The organism is Methyloligella halotolerans (genome assembly GCF_001708935.1).
Classification (GTDB): domain Bacteria; phylum Pseudomonadota; class Alphaproteobacteria; order Rhizobiales; family Methyloligellaceae; genus Methyloligella; species Methyloligella halotolerans.
The window spans coordinates 1-17,850 of the sequence record NZ_MASI01000010.1 but is presented as its reverse complement, the minus strand read 5'-3'; the positions used below and the strand labels follow the sequence as shown (position 1 = coordinate 17,850).

The window sequence follows — 17,850 nt, the reverse complement described above, 5'->3', positions numbered from 1 at the left end:
GATTTACCGTCTTGCACCACTCATGTCCGGGCTTGTCCCGGGCATGACGCGTGCGTTGGGGCGGACGTAGCGCACATCCCACCCTTTGCTTTCCGCGAGAATCCGCTACCTTCAACCGACGCAGGCAGCGCGCCGCTGCTGCGATCTCTGGGGGGCATCCATGAATTTCAGAACATCCGCACCGCGCCGGGAGACATTCTTAGTCTCCGTGGTCATCGCGATCCTGGTCATCATCGGCCAGATCGTGCCGCTACCCTTTTTCACGCCTTATGCGCTTGGGCTGCTGCTGATCGCCTATCTGATCCTGCTGGCCGGCGTGCTGCTGGATAACGTCTAGCCCGGCGTATCTTCTCAGCGCTTCGACGCGCGCTCGCCGCCGCTTTGCGCCTTCGGCGATAGAAAGGCGGCAATCTCGTCGTAGAGCTCGCGGCCGCGGATCGGCTTGGAGAGATAGGCGTTCATGCCCGCCTCCAGATACGTTTCGCGGTCGCCCTTCATGGCGTTCGCCGTCAGTGCGATCACCGGCACCCGGCTCGCCTCGCTCTCCATCGCCCGGATTCGCCTGGTGGCCTCGATGCCGTCCATCTCGGGCATCATGATATCCATCAGCACGAGGTCGAACGTCCGCTCGTCCAGAAGACGTAAAGCTTCCGCGCCGCTGCCGGCCATCTTGTAGCCGACGCCGAACTCGTCGAGATAGGCGCCGATCAGCATGCGATTGACGGCGTTGTCCTCCACCACCAGGACCGTACCTTCCAGCGGCCCCTCGCCGCCAAGCGTCTCCGTAGCCTCATCCTGCGGCGCCTCGGCCCGTCGCATGGGTACATCGAGCCGGAAGCACGTCCCCTCGCCCGGCTGGCTCTCGCAGGTCAGCGTCCCGCCCATCAGCTCGGCCAGCTTCCGGGCGATGAACAGCCCGAGACCCGTCCCGCCGTATTCGGCCGCAATCTTCGGATCGACCTGCACATAGGGCTGGAAGACGCGCGACCGGTCCCCGCCATTCATGCCGATACCGGTATCCCGCACGCTGAAGGACAGCCACACGGAATCGTCCCGATCCTCGGCGGTGACAGAAAGCGTCACCGAGCCATCCGCGGTGAACTTCACCGCATTGTCGATCAGGTTCGTCAGGATTTGCCGCAGCCGGACGCCGTCGCCGCGAACCCAGCACGGACAACCCGGCGCGATATCGATCTCGGCCGCGAGCGACTTGCTCTCGGCGCGTGTCTCCAGATCGGCGGAGAGGTCGTTCAGCAGTGCCGAAAGATCGAACGGCTCGCTATCCAGCTCGAAATGGCCCGCCTCAAGCTTTGAGAAGTCGAGAATCTCGTTGAGCAGCGCCAGGAGCCCGCGCGCCGAGCTTTGCAACGTCTCTGCGTAGCGGCGCTGACGGCCTTCCAGATGACCGCCGAGGAGGAGATCGGCCATGGCGATCACAGCGCCCATAGGCGTCCTCAGCTCGTGGCTGACCAAGGCCAGTAGCCGCGATTTCGCGTTGTCCGATGCTTCGGCTTGCGCCCGCGCGGCCTGCTCGAGGATCAGCGCCTCCGTAAGCGCCGCACGGGAAAGCTCGCGCCCTTCCGCCAGCTGCTGCAGATGATCCGGCCGGACAGAATCCAACCCGGACCGGTGCGCATCGCCCGGAGAGGGCTCGCTTCCGGCCGGCCTGTCATGATCTGGCTTGCTCTCGCCCGACCGCATAGACTGCTCCCTTAAACCGGCGCCACTCTTACCCGCGAGCACCAAAGGATCGGTTAAAAGGCACCGCACATCTCTCCCGACATGCGGTTGGAACCATGCGGATCATCGAGACGGAAACCGACATCGAGGAAGGCACCGCCGCACTCACCGCGGCTTGCCGTCATCTGGCGAAGGTGCACGTTGAGACCGGCGCGCCACCCTTGCGCCGCCGCCCCGACGGCTTCCGGGGCCTGGCGCAGATCATCGTCGGCCAGCAGCTTTCCATCGCGAGCGCGGACGCCATCTGGCGCCGTCTCGAAACCGCGATCCGGCCGTTCGACGCCGCCGCTTTCCTCCGGGTCGACACCGAGACCTTGCGGACCTGCGGGCTGTCCGCGGGCAAGGTCGCGACCCTTCGCGGCCTGTCGAATGCGGTCGTGCGCGGCGAGATCGATCTTGAGTCCTTGCGTGACAAAGACGACGCGGCGCTCTATGAGGCCCTGACCGCGCTGAAGGGCATCGGACCTTGGACGGCGGACATCTACATGATGTTCTGCTTGGGGCACGCCGATGCCTGGTCGCCGGGCGACCTGGCCCTGCAATACGCGGTAATGGATGCGCTGGGCCTTGAGAAAAGGCCCTCGGCGGCCGACATGAGCATCATCGGTGAAGCCTGGCGCCCCTGGCGCGGCGTTGCCGCCCGCCTGCTGTGGTCTTACTACGCGCTACGCCGTAAGAAGGCCGCCTGAGAACCGCCTGCAGGTTCGGACCGGTCGGAAACCGGCACCGGCCCCGCGACGGAAGGACCGAGACTGCGAACGAATCCCCATGATCGTCTGTTCCTGTTCAATGATCACCGGCCGCGACATCGAAAACGCGGTTCATGCGCTGCGCACGGCCGATCCTTTGGTCGTGCTCACCCCGGGACTGATATACAAATATCTCGGTAAGCGTCCGTCTTGCGGTGGCTGTTTGCCATTGATCACGAAGCTTATGGTCGCTTATGACGACGAGGATCCGAGCGCCCAGACATCGCTCGCCGGCCGGCAGGGGATAGGGACCTCTGGCGGGCGGTCGTATTAAGAGGCCTGCTACGACACGGTTGAGAGTGAGAGAGAGGAATTATGAAGGGTAACCCAAGGGTAATCGAATATCTGAACAAGGCGCTGACCTCCGAGCTGACCGCCGTCAATCAGTATTGGCTGCATTATCGCCTGCTCGAAGACTGGGGTTTCACGCGGCTTGCTCAGAAGGAGCGGGCGGAATCCATCGAGGAGATGCACCACGCCGACAAGCTGGTGAAGCGGATCATCTTCCTGGAAGGCTTCCCGAACCTGCAGCATGTCGATCCCCTGATGATCGGCCAGAACATCAAGGAAGTTCTGGAATGCGATCTCAAGGCGGAATACGGCGCCCGCGCCCTCTACATGGAGGCCCGCGCCTGCTGCCGGAAGGAAGAGGACTACGTGACCAAGGACCTCTTCGAAGAGCTGCTCGCCGATGAGGAAGGTCATATCGACTACCTCGAAGCCCAGCTCAGCCTGATCAAGGAGATCGGCGTGCAGAACTACGGCCAGCTCAACGCCCACCCGGCCAGCGAAGTGCCGGAGGACTAGGCCGAGATATGCGCGTTCAGCTTTCCGAAGATTGCCGGTAGGCGGCCCCCATGTCACTTCCCGAACTTGATGGGCCGCGCCTCGATCCGGCCTCAGGCGGACCGGCCAAGCAGCTCATCATCCTGCTGCACGGCTATGGCGCCGATGGCAACGACCTGATCGGTCTGGGGCGGTCCTGGGCGCCGCTCCTGCCGGATGCCGCCTTCGTCTCGCCCCATGCACCCAACCCTTGCGCCATGTCGCCCATGGGCAAGGAGTGGTTCCCGCTGAGCTTCCGCGACGCTGAGGAATATGCCCGCGGCGTGGCCGAGGCTAAGCCGATCCTGAACGCCTTCATCGATGCGGAGCTCAAGCGCCATAACCTGACGGAAGAGTCCCTGGCACTCGTCGGCTTCAGCCAGGGGACGATGATGTCTCTGGCCGTCGGTCTCTCCCGGGAAAAGCCGCCGGCAGCTATCCTCGGCTATTCCGGCGCTCTCGCCGCTATGGATTTCGCCGCCGATATCGGCAGCAAGGGGCCGAAGATCTTCCTCATCCACGGCGACATGGATCAGGTGATCCCGGTCGAAGCCCTCACCATGGCCCGCGAGCAGCTCACCGCTCTGGGCCTTTCCGTGGATTGGCACATCGCCAAGGGCGTCGGCCACGGCATCGACCAGGAAGGTCTGATGCTCGGTGGCGGGTTCCTGAAGAATACTCTGACAGCGCAAGCCGGCGTCTGAACCGCTTCCGGCTCGCCAGTGCGCGGCTAGGCCTATCGCGCCTGCCGTTTGCACTGGCGGTACTGGGTCTTGCAGACGGCCCAGCACGGCCCCGGATTGCGCTTGCCGAAGCACGGCGACCGGCAGCTGTTGTAGCCGTTCAGGCATTTCTGTTGCGCCGGGCTCAATTGCTGAGCTTTGGCGAAAGCGGTATCGCTCCCGAACCCGGACAGTAGCATCAGGGCGAAAGCCACTGCGACGGCCTGCAGTGTGAACGTCATGAAAATCCTCGCTTTCGTGAGTGTTCCGGGACGCCTAAGGGGCATCGCCGAGAAGTCTACGCACTCCTCATACGAAAACGGTGAGCAACCAGTTCTGGGGAGTAGACATCTTTTAACGACATTATCTAGGGTTCTTCACATATCTGACACGGGCATATAGTATCCGGCTCGTGTTTTAAGGGACCCGAGTGCGACGGGTGTTTATCGAGGACTGAGGACCTTGACCGCAGCACTCGCCTCCACGTCGTCCGGCTCGTTCCCAGCCCTTGTGCTGAACGCCGACTATCGTCCCTTGAGCTACTATCCGCTTTCCCTGTGGCCGTGGCAGGAAACCGTGAAGGCGGTTTTCCTGGATCGGGTGAATATCGTCTCCGAGTACGAGCGCTCGGTGCACTCCCCGTCCTTCCAGATGAAGCTGCCGAGCGTGGTCTCCCTGAAGAGCTACGTCCGCCCGGCGCTCTACCCGGCCTTCACCCGGTTCAATGTCTTCCTGCGCGACCGCTTCATCTGCCAGTATTGCGGCTCACCCAGGGATCTGACCTTCGATCATCTGATCCCCCGCTCCCGCGGCGGCCTCACACGATGGGACAATGTCGTCACGGCCTGCGCGCCCTGTAATCTCAGGAAGGGCGGGGCCATGCCGAAGGATGCGGATATGTGGCCCTATCAGAAGCCGCACAGGCCGACCGTCTTCCAGCTGCACCGCAACGGGCGCCTCTTCCCGCCCAACTATCTGCACGAAAGCTGGATCGACTATCTCTACTGGGATACCGAGCTGGAGCCGTAGGCCAAAGGCGAAGGCAGGCCAGACCAAGCGCTACCGCGAAGGCCACTCCGCGCCCTTGCGGCCGCGCCGGCGGTGTTCGCTGCCAGGACCGCTTTGCGCCACGCCCCAGCTGGCGATGCCCATCAGGACAAACGAGGCCAACCCGTTCCAGGCGGCCAGCGAAAGCCCAAGGATGACCAGGGACGGCTCGTCGCAGCGCACCACGCTGGTTTGGCGGAGTTGCTCCGCAAGCTCCTGCCAATCGACCGACGCGGCACCGCCAGTGCAGGCCGCAGGCCCCTCCCACCATTTGAATTCGACGCCGACGTGATAGACGCTGACCACGACATTCACGGCGAAGGCGAGAGCGATCACGCCGAGCAGAACCCGCGCCAGACCTGGCCAGTTGAACGATAGGCCGAACGCGATCATGGCCGCCGGCACGGCGAAATAATACGCGTAGCGCTCCTGCAGGCAGAGATGGCACGGCGCATATCCGCCGATATGCTCGAAGGCCAGCGCCGCCACGATGACGGGCAGCGCCAGTTCGCCAACCGCGAGGCTCGCGACCGCCAGCGGGCCCCATTGCTTTACCAGCTTATCCAACATCAGAATGCATATCTCGCCAGAATTACGCCGCCGGCAACCGCGACCAGGAAGACGGTCGTCACCAGGGTCAGCCGCTTCTCGATGAACTCCCGGATCGGTTCGCCAAAGTAGCGCAACAGCTCCGCCACGATAAAGAACCGTGCGCCCCGCGTGATGAAGGACAGCACGATGAAGGCCCAGATATCGTAGCCCGCGAAGCCCGAGGCGATCGTGACGAGCTTGTACGGGATCGGAGTCAGCCCCTTGATCAGGATGATCCACGCGCCCCACTCGGCATAGGCTTCCCGGAACGTGTCGAAGCTGTCGCCGTAGCCATAGGCGCTGATCAGCCAGGCCCCCAGCGTATCCCAAAGCAGCGCGCCGATCGCGTAGCCGACCAGCCCGCCCGCCACGGATGTAACCGTGCACCATGCCGCGTAGAGCCGGGCCTTGGCCGGATTGGCCAGAACCATGGGCACCAGGACCACATCGGGCGGAATGGGGAAGAACGAGCTCTCGGCAAAAGACACCGCCCCCAGCACGACGAAGGCGTAGGGCGTTGCCGCCAGCTCGATGATCTTGTCGTAGAGGCGTCTCAGCATCGCGCCTGATTATCTGCGCGCAGGGTTTCTGTCCATCGATGGTTCGCTCGAGCCCTAGCGGCCGATCCCGCCCTATGACGCGCCAGGCAGAACGGAAAGCGCCTCCTCGGCGATCACCTGCTCCTCGTCCGTCGGCAGCACGAGGACGGCAACTTTCGCGCCCGCGCAGTCGATCCGGGTCCGGTTCTCGCTGTTCGCCTCCGCGTCGATGGCGGCACCCAGCCAGTCGAGATGACCGCAGACGAGGGAGCGCACCAGGGGCTGATGCTGGCCGATCCCGGCGGTGAAGACGAGAGCATCGAAGCCACCCAGGGTGGTCGCCAGCGCCGCCACGCTCTGGGCGATGCGATGGGCGAAGACGTCCAGCGCTTCCCGCGCAGGCGGATCGTCGCTTCCGACGAGATCGCGGGAATCCGCGCTGATGCCCGAAAGCCCCAGCAGGCCCGAGCGGTGATAGAGCATGTCGTCCAGTTCGGGGAGCGGCATGCCGCGCTCTTCCAGAAGATGCAGCAGCACGCCCGGGTCCAACGCGCCGCACCGCGTCGCCATGGGTATGCCGTCGAGGGTGGAGAATCCCATGCTCGTGTCCCGGCTAATGCCGCCATCGAGACCGCAGAGGCTCGCCCCGCTCCCCAGATGGGCCACCACCACTTTCCCATAGGCGAGCTCCGGCGCCGAGGCCTTCAGACGTTTGGCGATGGAGGCGTAGGACAGCCCGTGGAATCCGTAGCGCTTGATCCCCTCGTCGAAAAGATTTCGCGGGATCGCGAAGCGGCGCACCACATCGGATTGATGCTGATGGAAGGCCGTATCGAATGACGCCGTCTGCGGGATGCCGGGCCAGAGCTTCTTCACCGCCCTGATCAGCCGCAGGCTCTTCGGCTGATGCAGCGGCGCAAGCGGTGTCAGCTCCGCGATATCCTCCTCCACCGCATCTGTAATCAGAGCCGGGCCCGTGAATAGATCGCCCCCATGCACCACGCGGTGCCCGACGCAGGTGATGTCGCCGGCAGGGAAATGGTGCTTCAGCCAGTCCAGCACCTCGGCCACCACGTCATGCAGATCTTCGGTGATCTCGGATGTGAGCGGGATCTCCTCTTGCCGCCCGCCTTCCGAAATCCGCAGCCACAGCGGGGCATCGCGCAGATCGATTGCCCCGCCGCCGAAGCGCTCCGGCGCGTCGCCCTCGAAATGATAGAGCCCCAACTTGATGGTGGATGAGCCGGGATTGAAGGTGAGCAGGATATGGCCGGTCATGGCGTCCGCTATTCGCCTGGAAAGCCGGCCGGCCGATCCACCCCTGCGAGCTTGGCAAGCGCGCTCGAGGCAAGCCGCACCTTCACCGTATCGGCGCGGCTGGTCAGGATGATCGGCACCCGCGCGCCCAGCACCAGCCCGGCCGCATCGGCACCGCCGAGATAGATCAGCTGCTTGGCCAGCATGTTGCCGGCTTCAAGATCAGGCACCAGCAGGATGTCCGCCTTGCCGGCGACCGGCGACTCGATCCCCTTGATCCGCGCGGCATCAGGGCTGATCGCATTGTCGAAGGCGAGCGGGCCTTCCACCAAGGCGCCCGTGATCTGCCCACGCCGCGCCATCACCGTGAGCGCTGCCGCATCCAGGGTCGCCGGCATCGCCGGATCGACCGTCTCGACCGCCGCGAGGACCGCCACCAGCGGCTGCGAGACGCCGAGCCGATGCATGAAGTCGATGGCGTTCTGGCAGATGTCCTTCTTCTGGGCGAGGGTCGGCGCGATGTTGATGGCCGCATCCGTCACAACCAGCGGCTTCGGATAATGCGGCACGTCGAGCACGTAGACATGGCTGATGCGCCTGTCCGTCCGAAGCCCTGACCCCGGCGCCACCACCGCGCCGAGCAGCTCGTTGGTGTGCAGGCTGCCCTTCATCAGCGCATCCGCCTCGCCATTGGCGGCGAGTTGCACGGCAAGGTCGGCAGCGGCGTGGCTGTGCTCGGTGGCCTCGATGCGGAGCCCTTTCAGCGAGACGCAGGCCTTCTCCGCCGCGTCCCGGATCTTCAGCTCCGGTCCGACGAGGATCGGATCGATCAACCCTTCGTCCCGCGCTTCGATTGCCGCAAGGATCGCCTCTTCGCTGCACGGATGGACCACTGCCGTCGTCAGCGGCGGCGGCTGCTTGGCGCGCGCGATGAAGCGCTCATAGCGGTCATGGCGGTTCAGGGTCACATCCGGCACCGCCATGCGCGCCATGGTGATCTTCTCCGTGGGTGCGATCACAGTGGCGATGCCCGAAAGCACGGTCTCACCCCGCTGATTGACGCATTCCGTGTCCAGGATGACGTGATGGCCGTCCGCCTGCTTCACCTTGACGGTCACCGTCGCCGTGATCGTATCGCCGGGGGCCACAGACCCCTTGAAGCTCATCTCCTGGGCGACATAGACCGTCCCGGGTCCGGGCAGCTCCGTCCCCAGAAGGCTGGCGATCAGGCTGCCGGTCCACATGCCGTGGGCCACGACGTGGCCGCCTTCCGCCCGTGCCGCGAACTGCGCATCGAGATTGGCCGGGCTTACATCGCCAGAAACCGCGGCGAACATCTTGATATCGTCCTCGCCCACGATCCGGACCAGCGAGGCGCTATCGCCCGGCGCGATCTCGTCGAAGGTCCGGTTGCGGAGCAGAGGTTTGGTCGTCTCGACAGTCATCGGTTCGCTCACGTTTCCACCCCTCCCCTTAGCGCTGCAGCACATAGGTGCCGGGCGCATCCTGAAGCGGCCTGTACCCCCGCTCCGGCGCTCCCATGGCAGGTGGCGCGACGCGCTCCCGGGTTGACCGCTCCGTGAGCCAGGCCTCCCAGGCCGGCCACCAGGAGCCCTCCGTCGGGACCGTCTCCGTCATCCATTCCTCGGCGCTCAGGACAGGATCGGTGACTTTGGTCTCCCGCATACGGAAATGCCGATGCTTGTGACCGGGCTCGCTGACAATGCCCGCATTGTGCCCGCCGCTCGTCAGCACGAAGGTGACATCCGTCTCCACCAGATAGTGGATCTTGTAGGCCGAGTGCCAAGGGGCGACATGGTCGCGTTCCGTGCCGACGCCGAAGATCGGGATGCGCAGGTTCTGCAGCGCCACGGGCCGCCCCTCGACGATGTATTGGCCGGTCGCCAGCTCGTTCTGCAGGAACAGCTTCCGCAGATAATCCGAGTGCATCATGAACGGCATGCGCGTCGCATCGGCGTTCCACGCCATGAGATCGATCATCGGCGTCCGCTCGCCCATGAGATAGTCGTGCACCACCCGCGACCAGATCAGGTCGTTCGACCGCAGCAGCTGGAACGTGCCCGCCATCTGACGGGATTCCAGCACGCCCTGATCCCACATCATGCCTTCCAGGAACGACACCTGGCTGTCGTCGATGAAGAGCTCAAGCTCGCCCGGCTCCGTGAAGTCGGTCTGGGCGGCGAACAGCGTCAGGCTGGCCAGCCTGTCGTCTCGCGCCTCCGCCATGGCCCCCGCCGCGAGCGCCAGCAGCGTGCCGCCCAGGCAATAGCCGGCCGCATGCACCTTGCGGTCCGGCACGATCTCCGTGACCGCATCCAACGCCGCCATCACTCCCATCCGCCGGTAATCCTCTAGGGACAGGTCGCGGTCCTCCGCCGTGACATTGCGCCAGGAAATGCACAAGACCGTGTGCCCCTTCTCAACGAGGTAGCGCACCAGCGAATTGTGAGGCGAAAGATCGAGGATGTAGTATTTCATGATCCACGCCGGCACGATCAGCACCGGCTCCGCCACCACGGTTTCCGTCGCCGGCGCGTATTGGATCAGCTCGATCAGATGGTTGCGGAAGACCACCTTCCCCGGCGTCACGGCAACCTCGCGCCCCGGTTGGAAGGCATCGGTCCCGGCCGGCGGCTGTCCGGCGATCTGCAGGCTCAGATCTTCCAGCCAGTTTCGGAAGCCCGCGGCGAGATTCGCGCCGCCCGTCTGCATGGTCCTCTCCACCACCTCCGGATTGGTCCAGGGCAGGTTGCTCGGCGACCAGACATCGAGACACTGGCGCAGGGTAAACGAGACGACGTTCGCGTGATGGCGGGATACGCCGGGCACGCCGCGCGTCACGCCGTTCAGCCACTCCTCTGCCAGGAGCGCGCTTTGGGCCCATAAGCGGTATGGGTTCTTTCGCCACGCCTCGCCGTTGAAGCGATTGTCGCCAGGGCCTGGCGTGGCAGGCGGCGGAGTATCTGCATTGTAGAGGCTCTGGACGCCGTAAGCGGCGAGCTGCGCCGCCTTCTGCCAGCCGTCAGCGACCGCCTCCATCTGCTTCCCCGGCGCCGCCGCCAGATGCAGCGTCCAATCGGCGAAGGCAAGCCCGAGCGCCTGGGGTGAGATTCCGCCCGTGGCCCGGGCGGTCCACGCATTGACCATACGATCCAGCGCTCGAAAGCTCTGATGCTCCATATGGGTCGAAGATGACGGCGCCGGCCGCGGCCCCGCCTCTGCGGAGGGCGGGGATGCCGGCGCTTGGTAGGGCTGGCCCGTCGGCCCCTTGGTGATCGGTGCGTTCATGGGCGGCAACTCCGGTGGTTTGCGCTCCCCTTGCCTCGTCCTGCCCCCATACCCTCAAAACATCATGAAGATTTTTCGGACCTCGAACGCGTCAGTGCGACGCGGCCAGAGGCGCTCTTGTATCGCCACAAACGGCACCGCAAATGAGAAGTGAACGAAGGAAAACGAGGAAATGGGAGGTCGCATGTCCAGCCACGGAATTCCCTGGAAGGGATGGGTGGTCGTCTGTGACGGGTCTAAAGCCCTCATGTTACGGAACGAAGGCGATGACGAGCTGATCAATCTGCAGGTCGTTGAAGTCGACGAGGAAAAGCACGCCGCGACCCATGAGATGGGCACCGACCGTCCGGGTAGGGTGCAGGAATCCGCCGTCACCGGCAGAAGCGCCGTGGAGCAGACCGACTGGCATGAGCGCGCGGAGATCGAATTTCTCGGCCGGGTGGCCGAGAAGCTCGACGCCATGATCGATAGCCACGACATCAAGCATCTCGTGCTCGTCGCGCCGCCCCGTGCATTGGGGCGCATCCGCGAGCAGCTCACCGATAAGGTGAAGAACGTCATCGATACCGAGATCGACAAGGATCTCACCAACCTGCCCGTGGATCAGATCGAGAAGCACGTGACCGCCTGATCGCGGCCCCGCGACGGAAACCGCCGGCTACTGCTTGGTGGTCTCCAGCGTGCTCGCCGCCTGGGTCTCGGCGGTCGGCTTCTCCAGCGTGAGACGCAGGATCCGGCCGTTCGGGGCGGCTTCATCGGTCAGGAGATAGATCGCCCCGTCGGGCCCTTGCGCCACGTCCCGAATCCGCACTCCGAAATCCATTCGCTCGTCGGAGATCACGCGCTCGCCCTGCAGGGTGAGATGAGTGGCCGATTGGGACGCCAGCCCGCCAACCACGAGGCTGTTCTTCCAGCCCGGGAACTCGTCGCCCGTATAGAAGATCATGCCCGAGGGCGAAACCGACGGGTTCCAGAAATAGATGGGCGCGGTGAGATCCGGTCTCGTCGGCGGATCGGGAATATCCTGCAGCGTGTAGTGCACGCCCCAATTGGCCAGCGGCCAGCCGTAGTTCTTGCCCGGCTCGACGACATTGATCTCGTCGCCGCCGATCGGCCCGAACTCCTCCACCCAAAGCTTGCCCGTATCGGGGTTCACAATGCCGCCGCCGATATTCCGGTGGCCGAGGGAATAGATGCGCGGATCGTATCCGTCCTTGCCGACGAAGGGATTGTCGTCCGGCACGCTGCCGTCCCGGTTGATGCGGATCACCTTGCCGAGGGTGTTGCTCGTGTCCTGCACCAGCTCATGCTGATACCGATCGCCGGTCATCACCAGAAGCGTGCCGTCCGGCAGGAAGGCGAGCCGCCCGCCGAATTCCCGGTCGTCCTCGAAGCGCGGTCCTTGCCGGAACAGGATCTCCACATCGGTGAGCCTGTCTTCGCCAAGCGTCCCGCGCGCCACCGACAGGGCGGCGTTCTCTGGACTGTCCTCGTCGTGCTCGGCGAAGGCGAAATAGACCCGGTGGTTGGTCTTGAAGTCCGGGTCGAGGGCAAGGCCCTGAAGACCGCCATTGCCCTTCGCATAGATGTTCTCGGGCAGGCCCTTAATGGGCGGCGAGATCTTGCCCGACTTCGAGATGCGCCGGAGACGTCCCGGGTGCTTCTCGGAGACCAGCATTTCGCCGTCGGGCAGGAAGACCAGGCTCCAGGGATAGTTGAGCCCGTCCACGGCGGTCTCGACCTTCACATGGCCGACCGACGTGAACAGCGATTCGGGGACATCCTCGGCCGACGCGGCACCGGAAAAGGCGGTGGCTGCCGACAAAGCTATCGCCAGGCCGAACCAGCCCCCTCTGGACTTGGAACCGAACGTCATGCGCCGTTGTCCTGCGTTTCCTCAGCCTTTTACTTGCCCCGAGATCGCCGTAGCGGCAAGCGTCAAATGTCGCGCGGAAGAGCGGGCCCCGCCATTGACCGGCTGCGAGCCTTAAAGCATGATCCGCGCGGCTTGCCCCAGTGGCGGAATGGTAGACGCGGCAGACTCAAAATCTGCTGTCCGCAAGGACGTGCCTGTTCGAGTCAGGCCTGGGGCACCACTCTCCCGAAAAATCAGGACGAACCGGTTCAATCCGGCCGCCGATTTTAATGAACTTCTCAGCGTCGACCGCTAGGCTTTCCGCTCACGTTCGTGATCCCGGAAGGTTTCGCCATGAGGCCGATAGCATCGATCCCCGCCCTCACGCTGTTGCTTGTTGCACCGAGCGCTGCATCGGCCTCTGAGGTGACCGATTCCGGCGCTCTCGCCCTTGCCGCCATTGTGGCTCAGCTCTCGCCCGATATTGGCGATGCGGACAAGCAGGCGCTCGCCAAGCTCCTCGACGGAGACACAGGCTTTCAGTGGAAGACGTCTGAGACGATCGCCGTCACGGCCAAGTCCATCAAGTGCCATACGAGCAATGTCGACCTGACCTCTCACGACTGCACCCTGACCTTCGGCGGCAAGGACTCCACCCTGACCGGCCGAGCCGCTCATGAGCTTCTCGCCACCCTGGCCGAGGAAGGCCTGCAGCCCGACGCGGGTGCCGGCAATGTCTGGTACGCTCTATCCGCTCTCGACTGCGCGATCGACGTGGCCCAGGTGAAAGCCAAGGACGGCGGCGGCGTATCCTGCACATTCGGCCCCGCCGACTGACCCACCCGACCTCATCGCTCAAGGAGATCGCATGCTTCCCTGCCCCCGCCTCTTCATTGCCGCCGCAGCCCTGTCGGTCGCTTTTGCCGCCGGCCCGGCATCCGCCGCCGAGAAGTGGGAGGCCGTCAGCACCACGGCCATGTCCATCACCGGAAACATCACGATCGACGAATACAAGGTTACTTTCGAGAACGGCGAGAGCTTGGGGCTTCGCCCCGTGGGCGAAGACGAGCCCGGCGTCTTCGTGGTCACGCCCGAGGCCAACCCGACGCTTCTGAACGGCAACAAGCTGTGCGGAAACGAGCCGCCGACCTTCCTGGTCTTCGGCCGGCCGAAAGCTGATGGCGGTGACGAGACCCTCTACCTCAAGGTCTTCGACACCAACGATGTGCCCGAAGCCTCCAACGAGATGGACCAGCCCGGCATCTGCGCCAGCTACACCTACATGCGCTAAGGGCGTCTCACCTCGAAGCGTGGCCGCCGAGCGGCAGCGGGGGTCAGGTCGCAAACAGTCAGAGCTGGAGAGCCAGTCGGCAGCGTCGAAAAGGCGCGGACTTTTCCGCGATTGACGGTGCTCAGCCCTTGCATTGAACGCCGCGTCCCCGTTTTATCCGCTCCAGATTTCAAGCTAGCGAAAAGAGACCATTCCCATGCGCCTGGACGCGGTCCCAATCGGCAAGAACCCGCCCGAAGACGTGAATTGCGTGGTCGAGGTTCCGATCGGCGGCGAGCCCATCAAATACGAGCTCGACAAGGAAGCCGGCACCCTCTTTGTCGATCGCTTTCTCTATACGCCGATGCGATACCCGGGCAATTACGGCTTCGTGCCCCACACCCTCTCGGAGGATGGCGATCCCATCGACGTGCTGGTTGCGAGCACCCGGCCCATCTTCCCCGGCGCCGTCATCAATGTCCGCCCCATCGGCGTGCTGATGATGGAGGACGATTCCGGCCTCGACGAGAAGATCGTCGCCGTGCCGACTCCGAAGCTGACCCGCCGCTACGAGCATGTCACCAACTACACCGACATGCCGAAGACCCTGCTGGATCAGATCCGCCATTTCTTCCAGCACTACAAGGATCTGGAACCCGGCAAATGGGTCGAGATCGGCGGCTGGCACGACGCCGAGCAGGCCAAGAAGCTCATCCTCGAAGCAATCGAGCGGGCAAAGAACGAGAAAGCCTAGAGTGCTTCCGTCAGAGGATCGTGGGTGATCAGCCCCATGATCTCGTTGGTGGCGAAGCTCAAGGACATGCCCCGGATTACGCCCCGCACGATGGCGAGGTCGTAAAGCTCCCCAATGGCTCCATCGATGCGGAACCAGTGGGCGCACGTCCCACTGCTCAGATCGATCACCTGCACACCGCACCACGGTTCGGAATCTGCCTCTCGTAACCGATCGTCCAGCGCCAGCCCTTCGAACCGTTCGTAGCGCGGCTTGGAGAGGCCGACGAAGGCGTAGTTGCCGTGGAAAGCGAGCCCCCGCACGAAGCCGGGACAGAACACGAAGGGCTTGAATTCGACCTTACCGTCCTCCAGCCCATCAACCCAGCCGAGCTCGCCCGTGCCGGAATTGAGCAGCCAGAGCTTGCCGTTATAGAGCCGCGGCGAATGGGGCATGGAGAGTCCCTCCAGCACCACTTCGTTCTTCTGGACGTCGATAACGATGCCGCCATCGGCGCGCCGGTCTCGCCACCCGTCGATCGTGTCGGACTTGCTGACCGCAGTCACATAACGCGGCACACCGTCTTCCATGGCGAGCCCGTTCAGATGGCAGCGGTCTTCCTTCATGATTCTAGAGATAAAGGGCGGCTTCCATATCGGCGTAAAGCTGTGGGTTTCCGACGGCGTGGCAAGACAGTTGTAGAGCGTGTTGACGAACACGATCCGCCCGTCCGCAAGCTGCCCGACATCGTGGGCGTCCAGCTCGCCGGTGACGTGGATCTGCCGCGGCACATAGCAGTGATCGAACAGGTTGTTCACCTCCTGCTCCGGCCCAAGCACATTCTTGAAGGTCATGATCTGGAACAGCGTCGCGAGCAGCAGCGTGTCCTTGTCCGGCACGGCAATTCCCATCGCCTTGCGGAACAGCCGCTCGTCCACCAGCAGCCCGCCATCCTTGTTCTGGCCGAGCAGATAGAACTTGCCGGACTGGTAGGAGGAGATCGCGAGCGAGATTTGGTTCGAGCCGAGGAAGCCCGAGAGCCCTGGCGACATGGAGTATTTGACCGGCGGCGCTTCCGGCTCCTGAGGCGCGCCCGCGGCGCCGGCGTCCTCCGGCTCCGCGGCATTATTCCTTCCGCCTTCCCGCTCTGAAGGTGGCCCGTCGCTCAGTCGATGCATGTGATCGTCCAATTCAAAGTCTGGCGTTTCGGGCGAACCTAGCAACAAGACCGCTCGTCGCGAAAGCTGGCAGCACAGCAACATGATTCAAACCGCGCTCGCAAACGGCGCGAATCGCTGCACCGCTCAGTACACGGCTAACGTAACTCCTTCGAGTGAGCCGGCCGACGGAAACACCTGCTCCGTACACTGTACAACCCCGCACCTGAACCTGTTGCCATGTAGCCACATTCGGTTTCCGAAATGATCCGCCTACCCCCCATTTTCAAGCGCGCTCCGTGTACGCCCCCATCTCTCGCGGGCTAGGTTTTTGGGAAGATTCGAAGATTCGCGGCGAGAAATCGACGGCGGCGCTGGGGGCAAGGATGGCAAATTCTGTAAAACGGCAAATCCTGCTGTCGACAACGATGCTGGCCGGTGCGCTGAGCGGCTACACGGGCCGAGCCTATGCGGCCTGCGTAAACACAAGCGGCTCGACATATCTCTGCTCCGGCACCGAAGTCGTCCCCCAGACCATCAACACCGCAAATGCCACGGTGATCACCGACAGCACGATGGATTTCAACCCCATGTTCGGCAATGCCTTGTCGATCCGATCGAGTGGGGACGTCTCCTACACTGACAATGATGCGTCGACTTACTTGCGCAGCAGTAATGGCGTCGGGCTCGCTGTGACCAACGACAGCGTGGGCGCAGGCTCAACACACATCACCACGGCCGGTGTGATCGACGGCGGTAGATACGGCATGATTATTCCGTAGACGACGACACGGTTGGAGATATCACGGTCACGACCAACGGATCCGTCAAATCCTCCTTCACTGGCATGCTAGTCCGTGCCGGGTACGGGACTGGGGATATAACCATTACTACGAACGCCGACATAACCACGAACACCGGTAGCACGCGCTATCTCGGCATTTACGGCAATCATTTCGGAACGGGCGCGCTCACCATCTCCGTCAACGGGGACATCACGGCTGGCCTCGGCATTTACACCAACAATAGCGCGAGCAGCACCGACATCACCGTGGCGAGCGGCGCCACGGTGAACGGCACCGGAGGCGTGGCGATGGCGTTGGTTGCCTCTTCGTCGGTGACGTCGCAGAGGGTTGAGATCCAGACCGGCGCCACGATCATCGGAACGGTGGAAGCGTCTTCGACGGTCGGCCCGATCGACACCCTGGAACTGGGCGGCTCCGGCAGTGACAGCTTCGACCTGAGTGAGATCGGCCCGAAGTATCAGAACTTCGAAGCTTTCAATGTGATCGGCGGTACCTGGAGCTTCTCGGGCGCCACGAGCGAGACCTTCAATGTTACCGGCGGCACGCTCGGCGGCACCGGCACCTTTGGCGGGCTGAACATCGGCAATGGCGCCACGATCGCACCGGGCAACTCCATCGGCACGATCAATGTGGGCAACATCACGATTGCCCAAGGCGCGTCCTACGAGGTGGAGGTCGATGCGGACGGCGATTCCGACTTGATCAACGCCAGCGGCACGGCGACGATCAATGGCGGCACGGTTAGCGTGCTGGCGCAGTCTGGCGATTACGCGGCTTCGACCCAATATACCATCCTGACGGCGGCAGGCGGGGTCACGGGTGCCTTCAGCACCGTTACCAGTAATTTCGCCTTCCTCGATCCGACCCTGACCTACGATCCGAACAACGTCTATTTGCTGCTGGAGCGCAACGAGACAGCGTTCCCGGATGTCGCCCGCACGCCCAATCAGCGCGCGGTGGCGGGAGCGCTATCGCAGTTCCCGACCGGCAACGAGCTCCTCCTCGATGTCCTGAATCAAACTGAGGCCGGCGCACGGCAGGCCTTCGATGCGCTGTCGGGCGAGATCCACGCGAGCGTCGGCGGGGCTCTGCTGGATGAAGGCCGGCATGTGCGCGATGCGGTCATGGGCCGGATGATCCAGGCCTCTTACGACGGCACCGGTCTCGGCTCGGGCGGTCCGCAGAACACATCCGGCATGATGATGCTGGGCTACGGGTCGAAGGATCTGGGCTCGGATATGGCGCCGCTT

Annotated in this window: 20 protein-coding genes, 1 tRNA gene and 1 pseudogene; 13 read left to right on the top strand and 9 right to left on the bottom strand. The window is 63.7% G+C overall.

Annotated features, from left to right (window positions below; translation table 11 throughout):
* The first annotated feature begins 160 nt into the window (after positions 1–160).
* Complete coding sequence (locus A7A08_RS16370; protein WP_169823015.1) at positions 161–337, top strand: hypothetical protein; 177 nt, start codon at positions 161–163, stop codon at positions 335–337.
* A 14-nt stretch (positions 338–351) separates the two neighbouring features.
* Here A7A08_RS16370 and A7A08_RS14055 read toward each other — a convergent pair whose 3' ends face one another.
* A complete protein-coding gene (locus A7A08_RS14055; protein ID WP_069096102.1) occupies positions 352–1,701 on the bottom strand; it encodes an ATP-binding protein in 1,350 nt (449 codons plus the stop codon).
* A 95-nt stretch (positions 1,702–1,796) separates the two neighbouring features.
* Between A7A08_RS14055 and A7A08_RS14050 the strand changes: the two genes are divergently transcribed.
* The 4 genes from A7A08_RS14050 (at position 1,797) to A7A08_RS14035 (ending at position 4,018) form a co-directional block, all read left to right on the top strand.
* Positions 1,797–2,429 carry a DNA-3-methyladenine glycosylase family protein gene (locus A7A08_RS14050; protein WP_069096101.1) on the top strand — a complete coding sequence of 211 codons (633 nt, stop codon included), beginning with the start codon at positions 1,797–1,799 and terminating at the stop codon, positions 2,427–2,429.
* A 79-nt stretch (positions 2,430–2,508) separates the two neighbouring features.
* The gene (locus A7A08_RS14045) at positions 2,509–2,763 is read left to right on the top strand and encodes a (2Fe-2S)-binding protein (RefSeq protein ID WP_069096100.1); all 255 of its coding nucleotides are present in this window, start codon (positions 2,509–2,511) and stop codon (positions 2,761–2,763) included.
* 41 nt (positions 2,764–2,804) lie between these two features.
* Positions 2,805–3,296: a bacterioferritin gene (bfr, locus tag A7A08_RS14040; RefSeq protein WP_069096099.1), complete on the top strand. Its 492-nt coding sequence runs from the start codon at positions 2,805–2,807 to the stop codon at positions 3,294–3,296.
* A gap of 50 nt (positions 3,297–3,346) precedes the next feature.
* Positions 3,347–4,018 carry an alpha/beta hydrolase gene (locus tag A7A08_RS14035; protein WP_069096098.1) on the top strand — a complete coding sequence of 224 codons (672 nt, stop codon included), beginning with the start codon at positions 3,347–3,349 and terminating at the stop codon, positions 4,016–4,018.
* 32 nt (positions 4,019–4,050) lie between these two features.
* Here A7A08_RS14035 and A7A08_RS14030 read toward each other — a convergent pair whose 3' ends face one another.
* The gene (locus A7A08_RS14030) at positions 4,051–4,278 is read right to left on the bottom strand and encodes a hypothetical protein (RefSeq protein ID WP_141694014.1); all 228 of its coding nucleotides are present in this window, start codon (positions 4,276–4,278) and stop codon (positions 4,051–4,053) included.
* A gap of 220 nt (positions 4,279–4,498) precedes the next feature.
* On the opposite strand from A7A08_RS14030, the gene A7A08_RS14025 reads away from it, so the two are divergent.
* The gene (locus A7A08_RS14025; protein ID WP_069096096.1) at positions 4,499–5,065 is read left to right on the top strand and encodes an HNH endonuclease; all 567 of its coding nucleotides are present in this window, start codon (positions 4,499–4,501) and stop codon (positions 5,063–5,065) included.
* A 30-nt stretch (positions 5,066–5,095) separates the two neighbouring features.
* On the opposite strand, the gene A7A08_RS14020 is transcribed toward A7A08_RS14025, so the two are convergent.
* The 5 genes from A7A08_RS14020 to A7A08_RS14000 form a co-directional block, all read right to left on the bottom strand.
* Complete coding sequence (locus tag A7A08_RS14020) at positions 5,096–5,653, bottom strand: disulfide bond formation protein B (RefSeq protein ID WP_069096095.1); 558 nt, start codon at positions 5,651–5,653, stop codon at positions 5,096–5,098.
* Positions 5,653–6,234 (bottom strand): YqaA family protein, encoded by a 582-nt coding sequence (locus tag A7A08_RS14015; RefSeq protein WP_069096094.1) that lies wholly within the window; start codon positions 6,232–6,234, stop codon positions 5,653–5,655. Before A7A08_RS14015 ends, A7A08_RS14020 begins: the two co-directional genes overlap by 1 nt.
* Before the next feature lie 72 nt (positions 6,235–6,306).
* Complete coding sequence (locus tag A7A08_RS14010; protein WP_069096093.1) at positions 6,307–7,491, bottom strand: acetate/propionate family kinase; 1,185 nt, start codon at positions 7,489–7,491, stop codon at positions 6,307–6,309.
* Between the two features lie 8 nt (positions 7,492–7,499).
* On the bottom strand, positions 7,500–8,915 hold the full coding sequence (locus A7A08_RS14005) for a bifunctional enoyl-CoA hydratase/phosphate acetyltransferase (protein WP_069096092.1): 1,416 nt from the start codon (positions 8,913–8,915) through the stop codon (positions 7,500–7,502).
* Between the two features lie 28 nt (positions 8,916–8,943).
* On the bottom strand, positions 8,944–10,779 hold the full coding sequence (locus tag A7A08_RS14000) for a PHA/PHB synthase family protein (RefSeq protein WP_083226812.1): 1,836 nt from the start codon (positions 10,777–10,779) through the stop codon (positions 8,944–8,946).
* A 172-nt stretch (positions 10,780–10,951) separates the two neighbouring features.
* On the opposite strand from A7A08_RS14000, the gene A7A08_RS13995 reads away from it, so the two are divergent.
* Positions 10,952–11,410, top strand: coding sequence for a host attachment protein (locus tag A7A08_RS13995; protein WP_342586695.1), 459 nt, complete (start codon positions 10,952–10,954; stop codon positions 11,408–11,410).
* A 27-nt stretch (positions 11,411–11,437) separates the two neighbouring features.
* On the opposite strand, the gene A7A08_RS13990 is transcribed toward A7A08_RS13995, so the two are convergent.
* Positions 11,438–12,655, bottom strand: coding sequence for a PQQ-dependent sugar dehydrogenase (locus A7A08_RS13990; RefSeq protein ID WP_083226811.1), 1,218 nt, complete (start codon positions 12,653–12,655; stop codon positions 11,438–11,440).
* Between the two features lie 134 nt (positions 12,656–12,789).
* Here A7A08_RS13990 and A7A08_RS13985 point away from each other — a divergent pair.
* The 4 genes from A7A08_RS13985 to ppa all read left to right on the top strand — a co-directional run bounded on the left by A7A08_RS13985 (position 12,790) and on the right by ppa (position 14,658).
* Positions 12,790–12,875, top strand: a tRNA-Leu gene (locus tag A7A08_RS13985).
* Between the two features lie 113 nt (positions 12,876–12,988).
* Positions 12,989–13,471 carry a hypothetical protein gene (locus A7A08_RS13980; protein WP_141694013.1) on the top strand — a complete coding sequence of 161 codons (483 nt, stop codon included), beginning with the start codon at positions 12,989–12,991 and terminating at the stop codon, positions 13,469–13,471.
* Positions 13,472–13,502: 31 nt separating this feature from the next.
* Complete coding sequence (locus A7A08_RS13975) at positions 13,503–13,925, top strand: hypothetical protein (protein ID WP_069096089.1); 423 nt, start codon at positions 13,503–13,505, stop codon at positions 13,923–13,925.
* Positions 13,926–14,121: 196 nt separating this feature from the next.
* Positions 14,122–14,658: an inorganic diphosphatase gene (ppa, locus tag A7A08_RS13970; RefSeq protein WP_069096088.1), complete on the top strand. Its 537-nt coding sequence runs from the start codon at positions 14,122–14,124 to the stop codon at positions 14,656–14,658.
* Here ppa and A7A08_RS13965 read toward each other — a convergent pair.
* Complete coding sequence (locus tag A7A08_RS13965) at positions 14,655–15,815, bottom strand: TIGR03032 family protein (protein ID WP_208430647.1); 1,161 nt, start codon at positions 15,813–15,815, stop codon at positions 14,655–14,657. The two genes, ppa and A7A08_RS13965, sit on opposite strands and share 4 nt — an antisense overlap.
* A 278-nt stretch (positions 15,816–16,093) precedes the next feature.
* Between A7A08_RS13965 and A7A08_RS13960 the strand changes: the two genes are divergently transcribed.
* Entirely contained in the window at positions 16,094–16,576 is a 483-nt protein-coding gene (locus A7A08_RS13960) for a hypothetical protein (RefSeq protein ID WP_141694012.1), read from the top strand.
* Between the two features lie 65 nt (positions 16,577–16,641).
* A pseudogene (locus tag A7A08_RS13955) lies at positions 16,642–17,850 on the top strand (hypothetical protein); the annotation flags it as partial.